This is a genomic window from Sphingomonas pseudosanguinis (assembly GCF_052056765.1).
GTDB lineage: Bacteria > Pseudomonadota > Alphaproteobacteria > Sphingomonadales > Sphingomonadaceae > Sphingomonas > Sphingomonas pseudosanguinis.
The window spans coordinates 1,221,351-1,239,131 of sequence record NZ_CP189888.1 but is presented as its reverse complement, the minus strand read 5'-3'; the positions used below and the strand labels follow the sequence as shown (position 1 = coordinate 1,239,131).

The 17,781-nt window shown below is 66.8% G+C and carries 13 protein-coding genes; 7 read left to right on the top strand and 6 right to left on the bottom strand.

The features are described from left to right. Window positions 1-143 precede the first annotated feature (143 nt). A complete protein-coding gene (locus tag ACQHGV_RS05565; protein WP_183952187.1) occupies window positions 144-326 on the bottom strand; it encodes a CsbD family protein in 183 nt (60 codons plus the stop codon). 90 nt (window positions 327-416) lie between these two features. Beyond that, window positions 417-1,427 carry a sulfur carrier protein ThiS gene (thiS, locus tag ACQHGV_RS05560; RefSeq protein ID WP_183952186.1) on the bottom strand — a complete coding sequence of 337 codons (1,011 nt, stop codon included), beginning with the start codon at window positions 1,425-1,427 and terminating at the stop codon, window positions 417-419. A gap of 116 nt (window positions 1,428-1,543) precedes the next feature. Between thiS and aroQ the strand changes: the two genes are divergently transcribed. From aroQ to ACQHGV_RS05525, 7 genes are all read left to right on the top strand, one after another. Next, window positions 1,544-1,978: a type II 3-dehydroquinate dehydratase gene (gene aroQ / locus ACQHGV_RS05555; RefSeq protein ID WP_440979744.1), complete on the top strand. Its 435-nt coding sequence runs from the start codon at window positions 1,544-1,546 to the stop codon at window positions 1,976-1,978. 14 nt (window positions 1,979-1,992) lie between these two features. Next, a complete protein-coding gene (accB, locus tag ACQHGV_RS05550; protein ID WP_183952184.1) occupies window positions 1,993-2,481 on the top strand; it encodes an acetyl-CoA carboxylase biotin carboxyl carrier protein in 489 nt (162 codons plus the stop codon). Window positions 2,482-2,487: 6 nt separating this feature from the next. Further along, the gene (gene accC / locus ACQHGV_RS05545) at window positions 2,488-3,840 is read left to right on the top strand and encodes an acetyl-CoA carboxylase biotin carboxylase subunit (protein WP_183952183.1); all 1,353 of its coding nucleotides are present in this window, start codon (window positions 2,488-2,490) and stop codon (window positions 3,838-3,840) included. A 207-nt stretch (window positions 3,841-4,047) separates the two neighbouring features. Next, complete coding sequence (locus ACQHGV_RS05540; protein WP_440979743.1) at window positions 4,048-4,383, top strand: arsenate reductase family protein; 336 nt, start codon at window positions 4,048-4,050, stop codon at window positions 4,381-4,383. A 160-nt stretch (window positions 4,384-4,543) separates the two neighbouring features. Further along, window positions 4,544-4,882: a P-II family nitrogen regulator gene (locus tag ACQHGV_RS05535; RefSeq protein ID WP_007405799.1), complete on the top strand. Its 339-nt coding sequence runs from the start codon at window positions 4,544-4,546 to the stop codon at window positions 4,880-4,882. Between the two features lie 111 nt (window positions 4,883-4,993). Further along, a complete protein-coding gene (gene glnA / locus ACQHGV_RS05530) occupies window positions 4,994-6,406 on the top strand; it encodes a type I glutamate--ammonia ligase (protein WP_409788473.1) in 1,413 nt (470 codons plus the stop codon). Between the two features lie 779 nt (window positions 6,407-7,185). Then, on the top strand, window positions 7,186-9,732 hold the full coding sequence (locus ACQHGV_RS05525) for a TonB-dependent receptor (RefSeq protein ID WP_440979742.1): 2,547 nt from the start codon (window positions 7,186-7,188) through the stop codon (window positions 9,730-9,732). Window positions 9,733-9,783: 51 nt separating this feature from the next. On the opposite strand, the gene ACQHGV_RS05520 is transcribed toward ACQHGV_RS05525, so the two are convergent. The 4 genes from ACQHGV_RS05520 to ACQHGV_RS05505 all read right to left on the bottom strand — a co-directional run bounded on the left by ACQHGV_RS05520 (window position 9,784) and on the right by ACQHGV_RS05505 (window position 17,708). Continuing rightward, window positions 9,784-10,401, bottom strand: coding sequence for a peptidylprolyl isomerase (locus ACQHGV_RS05520; protein ID WP_440979741.1), 618 nt, complete (start codon window positions 10,399-10,401; stop codon window positions 9,784-9,786). Window positions 10,402-10,560: 159 nt separating this feature from the next. Next, window positions 10,561-11,535, bottom strand: coding sequence for a quinone oxidoreductase family protein (locus ACQHGV_RS05515; protein ID WP_440979740.1), 975 nt, complete (start codon window positions 11,533-11,535; stop codon window positions 10,561-10,563). A 48-nt stretch (window positions 11,536-11,583) separates the two neighbouring features. Continuing rightward, a complete protein-coding gene (locus tag ACQHGV_RS05510; protein ID WP_440979739.1) occupies window positions 11,584-15,750 on the bottom strand; it encodes a translocation/assembly module TamB domain-containing protein in 4,167 nt (1,388 codons plus the stop codon). Then, a complete protein-coding gene (locus tag ACQHGV_RS05505; RefSeq protein ID WP_440979738.1) occupies window positions 15,747-17,708 on the bottom strand; it encodes an autotransporter assembly complex protein TamA in 1,962 nt (653 codons plus the stop codon). Before ACQHGV_RS05505 ends, ACQHGV_RS05510 begins: the two co-directional genes overlap by 4 nt. Window positions 17,709-17,781 lie beyond the last annotated feature (73 nt).

The window sequence follows — 17,781 nt, the reverse complement described above, 5'->3', positions numbered from 1 at the left end:
ATCAATGACATGCCGTTCATAGTACCGCTACCAATATATCACCTTTGGGCAGGCATGTCCGGCAGACAAAAGAAAACCGCCCCGGCATAACCGGGGCGGCTAGTTCGTTGCTGATTGCTTTAGTCAGATAACGATTAGCAGGATTAGATGTTGTCGCCAAGGGCACCCTTGACCGAACCCTTCATCTGCTGACCCTTGCCTTCGACCTGCTGGGCCTGGCCCTCGGCCTGCATGTCGGCGTCGTGGTTGTGTTCGCCAATCTTTTCCTTGGCCTTGCCAACCAGTTCGTTGACGTTGCCCTTGATCTTGTCGACGAGCTCACCCATAGCGGCCTCCATTTACTGGGGATCATCCGATCCCGTTGAACACTCGGGTAAAGAACGGTTCGTTACGCCCGAGGTTCCCTGAAATTAACGTCAGATAAGGCCGGCGAGCGGGCTGGACGGGTCGGCATAGCGCCGCATGCCCATGCGGCCGGCGCGGTACGCCATGCGCCCCGCCTCGACGCCGGCTTTCATCGCGCGCGCCATCAGCACGGGGTCCTTGGCCTCGGCGATCGCGGTGTTCATCAGCACGCCGTCACAGCCCAGTTCCATCGCGACGGCGGCTTCGGAGGCGGTGCCGACCCCGGCATCGACCAGCACCGGCACCTTGGCGCCCTCGACGATCAAGCGGATCGTCACCTTGTTCTGGATGCCCAGCCCCGATCCGATCGGCGCGCCCAGCGGCATGATCGCGACCGCCCCGACATCCTCCAGCCGCTTGGCCGCGATGGGATCATCGACGCAGTAGACCATCGGCTTGAAGCCTTCCTTGGCCAGGATTTCGGTCGCGCGCAGCGTCTCGTACATGTCGGGGTACAGTGTCTTGGCCTCGCCCAGCACCTCCAGCTTGACCAGCTCCCAGCCGCCCGCCTCACGCGCCAGCCGCAGCGTGCGGATCGCGTCCTCGGCGGTGAAGCAGCCCGCCGTGTTGGGCAGATAGGTGATCTTCTTCGGATCGATAAAGTCGGTCAGCATCGGCGCGTTGCGGTCCGACACGTTCACCCGGCGCACGGCGACCGTGACGATCTCCGCCCCCGCCGCCTCGACCGCCGCCGCATTCTGGGCGAAGTCCTTATACTTGCCGGTGCCGACGATCAGGCGCGAGCGAAAGCGCTGCCCCGCGACTTCCCACGAATCGTCGTCCGTGACGGGTGCGACATGGTCGCCGCCGCCGACGAAATGGACGATCTCGATCTCGTCGCCATCCTCGACCTCGACCTGCGCCAGCGTCGAGCGCGGCACCACCTCCAGGTTACGCTCGACCGCCACCTTTTCGGGCACCAGCCCCAGCTGGCTGGCCAGGTCGGCGAGCGACAGCCCGGCGGCGACCCGCTTATGTTCGCCATTCACGGTGATCGTCACGGTTCCATCGGTGTGGGGCATAGTCTCTCGTCACTCACCATGGTGTCGCTGCCCGCTCGACGTGGGATAGGGCATGCGGTTAAGGAAGGCCCTCGATCTAGGCCCGGCCACCCCGAGCCGCAACCATGGGAGTACGGATGCCCGCGACCGTCTATGTCCTCAACGGGCCGAACCTGAACCTGCTCGGCCTGCGCGAGCCCCATATCTATGGCCATGACACGCTGGACGATATTGCGGGGCTGCTGGAGGACCGGGCACGCGAACTCGATCTCGAGATCGACATGCGCCAGTCCAACCATGAAGGCCATCTGATCGACTGGCTGCACGAGGCCCAGGCCTATGAGGCGAAAGCCGTGCTGCTCAACGCCGGGGGCTTCACCCACACATCGATCGCGATCCATGACGCGATCAAGTCGGTGACGACCCCGGTGATCGAGGTTCACCTATCCAACCCTCATGCGCGGGAGCCATTCCGTCATGAGAGCTTCATCGGGCGTGCCGCAAAAGGCACAATTGCCGGTTTTGGCGCGCAATCCTATCTGCTCGCGCTTGAAGCCGCCGCCCGGTTCTGACAGGAGCGCGTCCCATGACCGAAAAGACTGAACAAGCGATGAAGGTCGATGTCGACCTCGTCCGTCAGCTCGCCGAGCTGCTCGACGCCACCGCCCTGACCGAGATCGAGGTCGAGCATGGCGACCGCAAGATCCGCGTCGCGCGCAAGGCCGCGGCCGTCGCCCAGATGGGTTACGCGCCAGCGCCCGTGGCGGCCCCTGCCCCGGCGGCCGCGCCCGTCGCCGCCGCCGCGACCGCCGAAGTCGGCGCCTCGGCACCGGCGGCGAACGCCAATGCGGTGAAGTCGCCGATGGTCGGCACCGTCTATCTGGCGGCCGAGCCGGGTGCCAAGCCCTTCGCCTCGGTCGGCCAGAAGGTCGCCGCCGGCGACACGCTGCTGATCGTGGAAGCCATGAAGGTGATGAACCCGATCACCGCGACAACGGCTGGCACCATCACCGCCGTCCTGGTCGAGAATGGCCAGCCGGTCGAATTCGACCAGCCCCTGGTCGTCGTCGAGTAAGCCGCCTTGGCGCAGATCAAGAAACTCCTGATCGCCAATCGCGGTGAGATTGCGCTTCGCATCCACCGCGCCTGTCACGAGATGGGGATCGAGACCGTCGCCGTGCATTCCACGGCCGACGCCGATGCCATGCATGTGCGCCTCGCCGACCAGGCGGTGTGCATCGGCCCGCCGGCCGCGGGCGACAGCTATCTCAACATCCCGAACATCATCTCGGCCGCCGAGATTTCGGGCGCGGACGCCATCCACCCCGGTTACGGCTTCCTCTCGGAGAACGCCAAGTTCGCCGAGATCGTCGAGGCGCACGGCCTGATCTTCGTCGGTCCCAAGCCCGAACATATCCGCATCATGGGCGACAAGGTGGAGGCCAAGCGTACCGCCGGTGCACTCGGCCTGCCGCTCGTCCCCGGTTCGGACGGCGCGATCTCCGATGTCGAGGAAGCCAAGGCGCTCGCGGCTGAGATCGGCTATCCGGTGCTCATCAAGGCGGCCAGCGGCGGCGGCGGTCGCGGCATGAAGGTCGTGCCGTCCGAAGACCAGCTCGAGACGCTGATGCAGCAGGCGGGTTCGGAGGCGAAGGCCGCGTTCGGCGACTCGACCGTCTACATGGAAAAATATCTGGGCAACCCCCGGCATATCGAATTCCAGGTGTTCGGCGACGGCAACGGCCAGGCGATCCATCTGGGCGAGCGCGACTGCTCGCTCCAGCGTCGCCATCAGAAGGTGCTGGAGGAAGCCCCCTCGCCGATCATCACCGCCGAGGAGCGCGCGCGCATGGGCGGCGTGGTCGCCAAGGCGATGGCCGATATGGGCTATCGCGGTGCGGGCACGATCGAATTCCTGTGGGAAGACGGCGAGTTCTATTTCATCGAAATGAACACCCGTCTACAGGTCGAGCATCCCGTCACCGAGATGATCACCGGCCTCGACCTGGTGCGCGAGCAGATCCGCATCGCGGAAGGCCATCCGCTGACACTGCGTCAGGAGGATGTCCAGTTCCGCGGCCATGCCATCGAGTGCCGCATCAACGCGGAAGACCCGCGCACCTTCGCCCCCTCGCCGGGCACGGTGAAGATGTACCACGCGCCGGGCGGCATGCATGTCCGCGTCGATAGCGGGCTGTACCAGGGCTATAAGGTCCCGCCTTATTACGACAGCATGATCGCCAAGCTGATCGTGTACGGCACGACCCGCGAAGGCGCGCTGCGTCGTCTGCGCCGCGCGCTGGAGGAGTTCGTGATCGAGGGGATGAAGACCACCATCCCGCTCCACCAGTCGCTGCTCGACGACCCCGAGTTCCAGAAGGGCGACTATACGATCAAGTGGCTGGAGGAATGGCTGGCCAAGCAGGGCGCGTAAGCCCTCCAGCCCCTCCACCACCGGGCTAACGCCCGGCGGTCCCCCTTCCCATCCAAGGATGGGGAGGATTTCAGCAAGCCCATTCCTCCCCATCTCTGATGGGGAGGGGGACCGCGCCCGAAGGGCGTGGTGGAGGGGCCCTCCCGACCCTCGTTTTTTCCGAATACCCCTCCACATTCCGCGCCGCCCATGGCACAAGCATCGGCGATGAAGGCGACGATCCTCCACAATCCGCGTTGCGGCACCTCCCGCCAGACGCTGACTTTGTTGAACGAAGCAGGGGTCGACGTCACGATCGTCGAATACCTCAAGACTCCGCCGAGCGCTGACGAGCTTCGCCGCCTGTACGCAAAGGCCGGGATTCCCCCACGCGACGGACTGCGAAAGACCGAGGCCGGGGCAGCGCAGCTGCTCGAGGCGGATGACGCGACCGTTCTCGCCGCGATGATCGCGGACCCGATCCTGATCCAGCGACCACTGGTCGAGACGGACAAGGGCGTCGTGCTCGCCCGGCCGCCGGAAGCCGTCCGGGGCATCCTGTGACCGCTGCCCGTTATTTGAGCAGCAAACCATATCCTGCCCGCTTTTCGGGCGCATTTGTTGACGAATTCCTGCCCTCCTACGAGGGCAAGGCAGTTGGCACGATCCCTGCTACGCAGGCGGTCGGGCGAGGGTTCGAACACCATCGGGGACAGTCAGGCGCGTGAAAAAGATTGAGGCGATCATCAAGCCCTTCAAGCTCGATGAGGTGAAGGAAGCGCTGCACGAGATCGGCGTATCCGGCATCACCGTCACCGAGGCCAAGGGCTTCGGCCGCCAGAAGGGCCATACCGAGCTGTATCGCGGCGCCGAATATGTCGTCGACTTCCTGCCGAAGGTGAAGCTGGAAGTGGTCGTCGAGGACGGTCTGGCCGAACGCGTGGTGGAGGCGATCGCCGCCGCTGCGCAGACCGGGCGGATCGGCGACGGCAAGATCTTCGTGATCCCGGTCGAGACGGCGCTGCGCATCCGCACGGGCGAACGCGACGACGCGGCGATCTGACGCATCCCGATCCCTTGAACGTCACCGGGCTGACACCCAGCCCGCCTAAAAACGTACCACCGGTCCCGGTCTTCTTCCGGGGCACGGATCAAAGCAGAGAGAGAACGGCACATGGCGAAAACGGCCAGCGACATTCTGAACCAGATCAAGGACGAAGAGATCGAGTGGGTCGATCTGCGCTTCACCGATCCGAAGGGCAAGTGGCAGCACCTGACCATGGTCGCCTCGATCCTGGGTGAGGACGAGCTGACCGACGGCCTGATGTTCGACGGTTCGTCGATCGAAGGCTGGAAGGCGATCAACGAGTCGGACATGGTCCTGAAGCCGGACCTCGACGCCGTCTACACCGATCCCTTCTCAGCCACCCCGATGCTGATCGTGTTCTGCGACGTGGTCGAGCCGTCGACCGGCGAGCTGTACGCCCGCGACCCGCGCTCGACCGCCAAGCGTGCCGAGGCGTTCGTGAAGACCACCGGCATCGGCGACACCGTCTATGTCGGCCCGGAAGCCGAATTCTTCATGTTCGACGACGTGCAGTTCGATACCAACTATTCGTCGTCCTATTTCAAGATCGACGATATCGAGCTGCCGACGAACACCGGCCGCGCCTATGAGGGCGGCAATCTCGGCCACCGTCCACGCGCCAAGGGCGGTTACTTCCCCGTCGCGCCGGTCGACTCGGCGGTCGACATCCGCGGCGAGATGGTCACAACCATGCTCGAAATGGGCCTGCCCTGCGACAAGCACCACCATGAGGTCGCCGCCGCACAGCACGAACTGGGCCTGACCTTCGGTACGCTGACCCAGACCGCCGACCGCATGCAGATCTACAAGTATGTCGTGCATCAGGTCGCCCATGCCTATGGCAAGACCGCGACCTTCATGCCGAAGCCGATCAAGGAAGATAACGGCTCGGGCATGCACACCCACTTCTCGATCTGGGAAGGCAAGACCCCGCTGTTCGCCGGCAACGGCTATGCGGGCCTGTCGGAAACCTGCCTGTACTTCATCGGCGGCATCATCAAGCATGCCAAGGCGCTGAACGCCTTCACCAACCCGTCGACCAACTCCTACAAGCGTCTGGTCCCGGGTTACGAAGCGCCGGTGCTGCTCGCCTATTCGGCGCGCAACCGCTCGGCGTCGTGCCGCATCCCGTACGGCACCGGCCCGAAGTCGAAGCGCGTCGAAGTGCGCTTCCCCGACGCGCTGGCCAACCCGTATCTCGCCTATGCCGCCCTGCTGATGGCGGGTCTGGACGGTATTCAGAACAAGATCCATCCGGGCGAGGCGATGGACAAGAACCTGTACGACCTGCCGCCCGCCGAGCTGGCCCAGGTTCCCACGGTCGCCGGTAGCTTGCGCGAAGCGCTCGACTCGCTGGCCGCCGATCACGACTTCCTGCTGAAGGGCGACGTGTTCACCAAGGACCAAATCGAGAGCTATATCGAGCTGAAGATGAGCGAAGTGATGCGCTGGGAAATGACCCCCAGCCCGGTCGAGTACGACATGTACTACAGCGGCTGATCCAGCCACTGACCGATGTCACTACGGGGAAAGGGGCCGCAAGGCCCCTTTCTTTTTGGGCGGCGGGAATGGCAATCGCGGTTAGCAGCCAGCCGCATCGCCTGGGCCCTACCTAGCCCGGATCGACATTCAGACTACCCTCCCTTCTTTGCTCGCTGGCAAGGGGATGAGGACCATCCGAACGATGGTGCAGGCATTTTCCCGGTCGCGGATGCGGTCCAATCTCTCGAACCAGGACACCCCTCCGTCAGGCCTTTCGGCCTGCCACCTCCCTTTCCATGGGAGGAATGAGATGAATCTCGATCCGGCCTAAGCATGGAGCTCACCGTGCGCCGTCAGACATCCGCTTTTTCCCGGGGCAACGCCTAGAGCGGGATGACGTCAGTTTGACCCAATCCGTCATTGCGAGCGTAGCGAAGCAATCCAGTGTCCGGGCGAGACGCTCTGGATTGCTTCGCTACGCTCGCAATGACGGATTCATCTCATGTCATCCTTCTCTAGCCGAACACGAAACCTGTGATCGTGGATGGCTCGAACAGATAAAATGTTCGGAAAATTCGCAACGAATGTCACGGACGAAGACATGCCCGACTTGCATCGTCAGGACATCATTTATTCCACAGATTCAGCGGCATCGCGCGCTGATCGCGTAATCCTGACCGCTGATCACGACGAGTTTGGCAAAAACTGTCACATTTTGCCTATGAAAATTGCAACCAAAACGACCCAAATGATCGGTAAGCACTGCCCGGACACATCAAAATCTCTGGGGGACTATCGTGAACCTGCATATCATCCGCGCGGCCGGAGCCGGTGGCGCTTGCCTGTTGCTCGTGGCGCCGCATGTCGTGCTGGCGCAGACCGCCGGGACCATCGCGGCGGAGGACAAGGCGGATAACGAGGTCATCGTGACCGCCGCCAAGCAGAACAGCACCGGCATTGAAATCCCCAATGCGCCCAAGGCGCGCGCGGTCGTAACGCGGGATTATATCGAGCATACCGTCCCCGGCCAGTCGATCTTCAACGCCATCAACATGGTGCCCGGCGTCAACTATGTCGCCAGCGATCCTTATGGCGGCAATGGCGGCACGATCCGCATCCGCGGTTTCGACCAGTCGCGCATCGCCTTCACCTTTGACGGCCTGCCACTGAACGACGCCGGCAATTATGCCATCTATTCCAGCCAGCAGATCGACCCCGAACTGGTCGAGTCGGTCAATGTCAGCTTCGGTTCGACCGATGTCGACACACCGACCGCCAGCGCGTCGGGCGGCACGGTCAATTACCGCACGATCATGCCCACCGAAAGGCCGAGCGCGACCACGGTCTATTCGCATGGCCGGGGCAACATGAACCGCATCTTCGGCATGATCAACACGGGCGACCTGAACGACAGCGGCACCCGCGCCTGGGTGTCGGCGAGCAACCAGCGTTACGCGCTCTTCCCCTATTCGTTCGCCCGCAAGAGCCAATATAATGCGCGCGTCTATCAGCCGCTGGGCGCGGGCAAGGACTTCATCTCGCTGGCGGGCTTCTTCTACCAGCATCGCAATGGCGGCTATGGCAACCCCTCGGTCGCGCAGATCAACCAAGCGCTAGGCAGCCCCTTCCCCGTCGCCTCGGCGACCACCGGCAACCCGGTGCGGATCGACCTGACGCAGCAGCAATATGACCGGATTCTGAAGGCGGGGGCCTTCCTGAATTCCCCCAATTGCGCGCTGGCATCGGCGACGCCCGGCGCGGGCACCGTGCAGGACGATCGCACGCTGTGCACCAATGCACGGACGATCAACATCAACCCGGTGGATACCGGCAATCTGCGCTTCAACAGCCTGTTCACGCTCAACGATCGCCTGACCTTCACCATCGATGGCGGCTATAGCTACACCCTGGCCAATGGCGGCGGCTCGACCGTGTTCGCCGAAAGCGATGCCAATGCGTCCAAATCCGGGGTGTCGCGCAACCAATATGGACGGGTCGGCGCGGGGCAGGCATCCGGTCGCGATCTGAATGGCGACGGCGACCTGCTCGACTATGTCCGCGTCTTCTACCCCTCCAACACCCAGACCCATCGCCTGATCGGGATCGCCGGCCTGCGATATGACATCGACGCGGGCAATCTCGTCCGCCTGACCTATACCTGGGACCGGGCGCGCACGCGCCAGACCGGTGAGGCGGGCTATCTCAATCCCGACGGCCGGCCCAAATCCTATTTCGGCATATCGAGCGACAGCGATAGCGCCGTGCTGGACGCCGCCGGCGGGGTGCTGAACAAGCGCAATCGCCTGACCTACTCGATCCTGCACCAGCTGTCGGGCGAATATCGCGGCCGTCCGATCGACGACAGCCTGTCGCTGACGGTGGGCCTGCGCGCCGCTTTCTATCGCCGCAACATGAGCAATGCCTGCTACACCATTCCGAACAGCGGCAGCGAAGCCTATTGCACCGGGCAGACCGCGCGACAGGTCGCCGCCGACAGCCGGACGGCGGGTTTCGGCCCGCCCTATTCGGGGCGCATCCGCGAATACCGCGCCTTCCTGCCCAATGTCGGGCTGGTGTGGCAGATGGACCCGGCGGCCAGCCTCTATGCCAGCTGGAACCGGGGCTTCTCGGCTCCGACGACCGACATCTATTCCTATGACGACAAGGTCATTTCACTAAAGGACAAGGAGGCGGTGCCCGAGCGGACCGACGCCTTCGACCTCGGCCTGCGCTATACCACCGGTATCGTCCAGGCCCAGTTGGGCGGCTGGTTCATCCGTTACGACAACCGCATCGTCACCACCACCGCGCCTCTGGAGGGCGGCGGGACGATCAGCGCCAGCCGCAATGTCGGGCGGGTCGAAAGCAAGGGCGTCGACGCCACCCTGTCGGTCAACCCGACGCCCTGGCTGTCGCTCTATGGCTTCGGCTCCTATCTGAAGTCGACGGTGAAGGAGAATATCCGGAACGGTGCCACCGGTGCGATCCTGATCGCGACCGAGGGCAAGCAGCTGGTCGACACGCCCAACTGGCAATATGGCACCCGGGCGCAGATCACCCTGCCCAGCCTGGTCCTGGGCATCAGCGCCAAGCATGTCGGCGATCGTTTCATCACCGACGAGAATGACGCGATCTCCGCCGGCTATACGCTGGTCGACCTCGACGCGCAGATCGGGCTGGCCGCGGTGGGGCTGCCCAAGACCTATTTTCAGCTCAACGTGACCAACCTGTTCGACCGGCCTTATTACAGCAATGTCTGGTCGGCACCGCGCGTCGGCAATGGCGGCTGGCTGAACTTCGGCAATGGCCGGACGGTCATCGGCAGCGTGCATTTCGAATTCTGATCGAGGGGACGCGCGGCGGCGAGTGACCGTCGCGCGCCTCTGAACCGGGACTTACTTCGCCGCCGCCACCCGCTTGGCCGACAGGATCTTGACCGGCGCGGCGAGCATCTCGCCCTTGAACGGGCCCTTGGCGGGGTCGGCGGGCTGGTCGAGGATCTTGTGGATCACGTCCATCCCCTCGACGACATGACCGAAGGCGGCATAGCCTAGATTGTCGCCGGGCTTCGACGGATCGGCGTCGAGCGAGGGCTGGTCGCCGACCATGATCGTGAAGTCGCCCCGCGCCGAGCCGGGGGCCAGCCGCGCGATCGAGATGGTACCGTCTTTATGCTTGATTCCGGTCCTGGTCGTCGGCTCATGCGCGATGGGAGGCAGGATGCGCTTGGGTTCGTTCTGGATGCCGAACTGGACGAAGCCGAAATCGGGCGCGACGCGGACCGAGCGGTAGAAGGTCACCCCGTCCAGCCGATGCTGGTCGACATAGCGAAGGAAATTGGCGGTGGTGATCGGCGCATGGGTGCGGTCGAGGTCGATGACCACGGGTCCGAGGCTGGTCTGCATCGCGACGCGGACCATCACGGGCTTGGGGGCTTCGGTCGTCGCCGGAGCCGAGGGTATGGCGGGCGCGGTCTGGGCGGCGAGGAGGGCGAGCGGGAGGAGCGCGATCATCTGGGTCTCCGAATGCGGATGTCGGTGTCAGGTTAGCGGGGTTTCGGGGCGGGGTGTATCCCTTGGCCTTCGACTGCGCTCAGGCTGAACGGCGTTTATGGTTGGGTCTTCCCCAACTTCCGTTCAGGCTGAGCGAAGTCGAAGCCCACGCCCCCACCCTCACGGGATCAGCACCGTACTCCCCACCGTCTCGCCCGCTTCGATCGCGCGGTGCGCCTCGGCGGCGTCGGTCAGCGCAAATTCCTGCCCGATCTCCGGCGTGATCGCGCCCTTGGCAAGCATCGCGAACACCCGCTCGGCCAGGTGCCGCTTGTCCTCGGGCGTCAGCGCATAGTCGAACAGCGTCGGGCGGGTGACGAACAGAGAGCCCTTGGCCGCCAATATGCCCAGATTGACGCCATCGACCGGTCCCGAGGCATTGCCGAAGCTGACCACCAGCCCGCGCCGGGCCGCGCTGTTCAGCGAAGCCTCCCAGGTCGCCTTACCGACGCCGTCGAGCACCACGGGCACCCCGGCCCCATCGGTGATCTCGCGAACGCGTGCCGCGACATCCTCGGTGCGGTTGAGGATGACATGATCGGCACCGGCGGCACGGGCACGCTCCGCCTTGGCCTCACTGCCCACCGTCGCGATCACCGTCGCGCCGATCGCCTTCAGCCAGCCGACCGCCAGATGGCCGACGCCTCCCGCCGCCGCATGGACCAAGACTGGCCAGCCCGCGTGCACCTGCGCGCAATCCTCGATCAGGAAGGCGGTCGTCGTGCCCTTCAGCAGGATCGCGGCCGCCGTGCGATCATCGACATCATCGGGCAGCGGTACAAGCAGATCGGCAGCGACGTTGCGCGCCGTCGCATAGGCGCCGCGCGCCGGGCCGAACACGCCCACCCGGTCGCCGACCTCGAACGCGGTCACACCCGCGCCCACCGCCTCAACGACGCCCGCTGCCTCCGATCCCAGCCCGCCGGGCAGGTCGATCGGGTACAGGCCGCTGCGGTGATAGGTGTCGATATAGTTCAGCCCGACCGCATGGTGGCGCATCCGCACCTCACCCGCGCCCGGCGGCGGCAGGTCGGCGTCGCGCCACTGGATCACGTCCGGCCCACCGGTCCGTTCGATGAAGGCGGTCTTTTCCATCGGCTCGCTCCTTATGCATTTCGGGGTCGTTCGGCTCGCGCCAACGCCTCAATAGTCCTTCGATATCCGCACGTTCACGCTCTGCCGCCCCAGGGTGGAGATGGTCGAAAGCAGCGACAGCCAGCGGGTGACCTGGAACTCGACCTGCGTCGCGCTATAGCCCTGTCCGTCGGTAATGATCTCGGCATAGAGTCGGCGGGTGATATACTTGCCCGCCGCGACCGAGGTGCCACGCCCCTGCTGCACATCGGCGGGCAGCACGCGCAGGCGATCCAGCCCCGCCGCACGCCGCACCGCGTTGATCGGGTTCAGCCCGTTGCCGCCATCCTGCAGCGCGGCCACGGCGGCGGCCAGTTGCAGCGCCTCGGGCGCGGACAGGCTGGCGATCGAGGTCCCGAAGAGCAGCCGCGAGAGCAGCTCATCATTGGGCAGCGCGGGCGTGCTGGAGAAGCCGATCTCGGGCTTGAGCGCGGTGCCGGTGACGCGGATCGTCGCGCTCAACCCTTGGACATTGGCATTGGCGGCGATGTCGAGCGCGGGGTTGGCCGGCACCTCGCCGCCGAACCGGATGACGCCGCGCGACAGGTCGAAGTCGCGGCCGGCGAACTCGAAATCGCCGCGGATCAGCGTCGCCTGGCCGGTGATCGCGGGATTGGCCGGCTCGCCGCCGATCTTCAGGTCGGCCGACCATTCGCTGTTCAGCCCCAGTCCGGTGACCAGCAGCCCGCCCGGTGCCCGCGCGCGGATCGCCAGCGTCCAGGGCTTGACCGGCACGTCATCCTCCTCGCCGCCGCCGGGTATATTGATCTCGCGGATGCTGAGCTGCGGCACCGCCGTCGCCGCCGTCGCGCGGCCCAGGCGATAGCGGCTGCTGTTGAGCAAGACGTCGCCCGAGATGGTGCCGCCCGATCCATCCGAATGGATGGTCAGCGGCCCGGAGACGGTCGCGGCGATGTCGTCGCGCGCGATCATCGCCGCCCGATCCGCCTGGAGCGACAGGTCGAGGCCGATGCCGTTGGCGGCGGCGAATTCGAACTGGCCGGTGCCGCTGACCCGACCATCGCGCCCGGCCTTGGCGGCGAAGCGATCAATGACCAGGCGCGACCCGCCGAACCGTCCGGTCGCCTGCACGTCGGTCAGGACCGTGCCGGTGGTCGCGCTCTCGATCCGCGCCCCCACCGCACGTACCGCGCCGCGAATGACCGGCACGGCGAGCGAGCCGCTGACGTCCGCACCGATCGCCACCGGCCCCGACAGGTCGAACATCTCGACCCGCGTCAGCCGCCACAGCGTATCGGCCGGCCCGGCATAGCGAAGCTGCGCGATCAATCGCCCATTCTGCAACCGCCCGGCCCAGTCGCCTGCCCCTGATGGCTGGATCAGCGCCTGTGCGCGCCCGATCACGCGGCCGCCCGACGCCATCACCGCGCGCACGCCCAGCCGGTCGGCGGACAGCACGCCCGCCACGCCCATGTCGATCGGCCGCGAGGTCAGGACGAGGCCGGCGCGGGTCAGCCCGCGAATGGTCAGGTCGACCTTGCCGGTCGGTGCGCCCGTCGTCTGGCGCAGGGTCAGCGTGCCGCTGGCGCTGCCTCCCAGCCCCAGCCCGGGATAGCCGATGTCGAGGACTGCGAGCGGCATCCGCGTCAGGCCGGCCTCGACCTCCATACCGTCGGCGTCGAGCCGCCCCGCGATTTTCGCCTCGCCGCCGGCAAAGCTCAGCCGGGTCGGCGCGAGCGTCCAGCCATCGTCGCTGCGCGTGATCTCGGCGGGCGACAGGAAGCGCAAGGGGCGGCCGTCGAGCGTGCCTTGCGCGGTCATCGACAACCGGCCCGGCGCGACCTGGGTCACGGTCTGGATCGCGAAGGCGCGGCCACGCGAGCCCGAGATGCCGACGCGCACCTCGCCCGTGCCGCCGCGCAGCGTGGCGGTGCCGTTCAGCCGGGCGATGTTGAACGCCCCGCGCCGCACCCCTTGCGCCACCGCGCTGCCCTCGACCGACGTGCCGGCGGGATCGAACAGCGCGACCATGTCGATCCGCCCCTGCCGGACGGTGACACCCGACAGCAGCGCCTGTTGCGCGGCCAGATGCGCCTCGATCCGCTGGATGTCGCCGGCCGGACGGAACAGCAACTCGCCCGACAGGCCGCCGCCCGCGACGCCCAGCTTTCCGGTAAAGCCGCCCTCGGCGACGGTTAGCGTCCCGGTGGCGCGCGTACCTGCGACCGCGATCGGCTGGAACTGGATGACGGCGTCCTGCCCCCTGGGCAGCAGGATCGCACCATTCGCCTGGAACGGCCCCAGTCGCGAACCACCGGCGGCGCGAAAGGCGAAGCCCTGATCATTGGGGTCGAGATGCGCGTGGACGTCGCGCAGACCCATCGCGGCATTGGGTGCGGCCAGGATCAGGTCCAGCGTCGGCCGGTCGATCCGCCCGTCGAGGATCATCCGCACCGGACCATAGCTCGCCTGCCGCCCGCCGCCGACGAAGCGGAAGGTGCCGTCGGTCCGGCGGATCGCCTCGCCGGTCAGGCGGATCTTGGGGCCGGTCAGGACCAGCCGGCGGAAATGGAAGATGCCGTCCGGCCCGCGCTCCAGATCGGTGGTCAGGTGCGGCAATCCCCCCGCCAGCGAGCGCAGGAAACCATTGTCGAGCCGCCGCACCTGCGCCTCGCCACGCCCGACGACCCGCGTGCCGCGACCATCGACGCCGGGCACCGCGCTCAGCGTCGAGCGGACGTCGACGATCCCCAGGCCAGGGATCAGAAAGCGTTGCAACGCGCCGTTGAGCCGGACGTCATAGCGCCCGATGCGCAGATCAATGGTCAGCCCGAGCTGCCCCGACAGCTTGTCCGATCGCAGCGCCAGATTTTGCCCGGTGATCGCCTGCGGGGTGATGCGCAGATCGCCCGCCGCGCTCAGCCCGCGCAGGATGCCGCCCGCCACCTCGCCCACGCCGGTCACCCGCGCGGCGGTGAAGCGCACCGGCAGGGTCAGCGGCCAGCCCCCGTTCAGCCGCCCGCGCCCGACCGCCTGCGCATTCTCGAACCCCGTCTGGCCGAAGGCGAAGCGCGTCGCGGCCAGGCGATAGTCGAACGCCGCGCGGTCGAACGCGCCGTCGAGCCGCAGCCTCAGGTCGATCGCCCGCCCACTCATATTGGCGAACAGCGCCTCGGGCCGGACCAGCGTGCCGTCGACCCGCAGCCCCTCGAACCGATTGTCGCCCAGATCGACCACTCCGCGCGCGCGCAACCGCAAGGCGGACGAACGGAGGGCGAGCGCGCCGTTCAACCGGCGATCGATGAAATCGGCCTCGCCCGCGACGGTGACGCGCGGCGCGGTCAGCCGCTGCAACCGCCCCTTGAGCAATAGCGACGGCGCGATCCGGCCCGCCAGCGCATAGCGCCCACTGCGCGCCGACAGGGTCAGGTCGACCGCCGATTGCGCGCCGATCCACCCGCGCGCGCGACCATTCCATGCCGCCCAGCGGCCAGCGCCACCGACCGCCAGCGAGACGGGCGCACGCGCGCCGATCGCACGGGCCAGCACGCCGTCGGCGCGCCCTTCCGCCCGCACGTCGAGATCGAACCGGTCGCGGTCAGGCTGTGCGTCGAGCCGCAGGCGAAGCTGATCGCTGCCCGCCACGATCCCGTCCAGCCGGACGAGCGCGCGGCCGTCGCGAATATCCGCACGCCCGTCGACCCGCGCCACCCGCTTCCGCCCCAGCACGGCGGGGGCCAGGATCAGCCGCTCAAGGTGCAACCGGTCGATGCGGATGTCGAAATCGGGCAGGATCGGACCCTGCCGTCCGGTCGGTCGGGTGCGCGGCACATGATAGAGCATCGCCACCGGCGCCTCGACCCGGCGGATGTCGAGCGCGCCCCTCGCCCAGCGCCAGGGCCGCCAGTCGAGCCGCGCGCTCGGCACGCGGACCAGCAGGCCGTCGAGGTCATAGACCCGCACATCGGTCAGCCGCATGTCCGCGTAGAGCGACCCCTCGATCCGCCCGACCGAGAAGCGCAGGCCGTTTTCGGTGCGGATGTTCCCGATCCGGTCCGCCACCCAGCGATGGCCGATCGGCGTGTCGACGATCAGCAGCGCCGCGACGACGATCCCCACCAGCGCCGCGACCATGATCGCCAGCCGCCACCACCAGCGTCGCCCGCGTGGTGGCGGGGTTGGCGCGGTTTCGGTCAGGTCTGGCGCGTCGGTCAAAAGGCCTGACCCAGCGAGACATAGACCGCGACCCGGCTGTCGCCGCGCTGCGGGTTGATCGGGGTGCCGACATCCAGGCGGATCGGGCCGAAATTGGAGTAATAGCGCACGCCGAGCCCGGTGCCGAAGCGCAGGCCCGTCAGGCGCGGCAGCGGCGAGGTCGAGATATTGCCCGCGTCGAGGAACGGCACGATGCCGAAATTGCCGAACGCCCGCACCCGCGCCTCGATCGAGAACTCGGCCAGGCTGCGCCCACCGATCGGATCGTTATTGGCATCGCGCGGCCCGATCGCCTGAAAACCGTAACCGCGCACCGAGGCACCGCCGCCGGCATAGAAGCGCCGCGACGGCGCGATCTGGTCACGCGGCGCGCCCAGGATCGTGCCCAGCCGCGTCCGCGCCGCCAGCACCACCCGCTCGCCAAAGGGGTGGTAGAGGCTGGCGTCGATCTGCGTCCGCGCATAGCCGAAGGCGGCGCCCTGCAACGACAATTCGGGGCTGAGCCGCCCGCCCAGGCGAAAGCCGCGCGTCGGGTTCAGCAGATCGTCCGAGCCATCGTAATTCAGGCTGGTCGGCAGTGCCCCGATGAAGAAGGTACGCCTGCGCGGTTGCCCGGTCGAGGCGATCACGTCACGCTCGTCCGAGGTCAGCAGCTCGGCGCCCAGCGACCAGGTCCAGGTCTTCTGGAAGAAGATATTGGTCTGCCGCTCCAGATTGCCCGACAGTGACAGCGTCTTGGCGTCGAAGGCGTCGCGGATGATGTGCGCGGCGGAGAATTGCGCGGTCAGCACCCGGTCGCGACCGTTGAAATTGTTGCGGCGGAAGACGACCGCGCCCAGCTGTTCGCGCGTGCCCAGGACGCTGCGCAGGGTCAGCGCGCCTTCGGGCGGGAAGAGATTGCGGTCGGTCCAGCTGATCGCGGCGCGCGCACCCTCGCCCGTGCCGTAACCCAGCTCGCCCGCGATGGTGTGCTGCGGCGCGGGTTCGAGCGTGACCGCGACATCGACCGTCTCGGGCGTGTTCCCCGGCACCGGCTTGACCTCGACCGACGACACCAGCCCCGTCTGCACCAGCGCGCGGCGAAGATCGTCGAGGCCAGTCGAGTCGTAGGGCTGGCCGGGGCGGAAGCGGGCGATATCCTGGATATGTCCGGCGTCGAACACCCGGTCGTTGGTCGCGACGATCCGGCCATAGCGACGCTCGGTCCCGGGTTGCAGCGCCAGGTCGATCGTCGCGGTGCCGGTCGCATGGTCGACCACGATCTGCGGATCGCCGACCTTGGCGAAGGGAAAGCCCGCCTCGCCGATCGCGGAGGACAGCGCCGCCTGGCCCGCGACGATTCGGTCGGCATCGACCGGGTCGCCGGGCTTGATGCCAAAAGCCTTGGTCAGCTCGCCCGCCTTGTCGCCGGTGGCGGTCACCCCGTCCAGCGTCACATCGGCGAAGCGATAGATCTTGCCGGGCACCGCCTGCAGCACGACGGTTGGCGTATCGCCCGGCTCGATCCGGGTCGCGACCTGCACGTCGTAATAGCCGGCGCCGCGCAGCAAATTGGTCAGGAGCGCCGCATCCTCGCGCGCGCGGCGGTCGAGCTGCGCGGCGTTGGCGGCATCGCGTTCGTTGGCGCTGAGAGTCGATAGCTGGTCGAACCGCTGGCGGACCAGATCGCCGGTATCGTCGATGCCCTCGATCCGCCAGCGATAGCGCCGCTCGGCCGCCGCATCGACGGTGGCGGCGATGGTCGCGGCGGGATCGGCGGGCGCGGTCGACAGGTCGGGCCAGGCGACGCCGATCTCGGGCAAGGGCGCAAGCGGTGCCGAGGGGTCGAGCATCATCGGATCGTCGAGCGCCTGCCCCGAAGGCGGCGTGGCGGTCGACGGTGCGGCATCCTGTCCGGCGGGCGCGGCCTGGGCCCTGGCGGCCGCCGTCCAGCCGGCGCTCCCCCAAGCCATTGCCATGAAAACGATAGCGGCCACATCGTGCGGCCGCCCGATGCGGACCCTCATGGCCCGATCCCTAGCGACGCGGAAC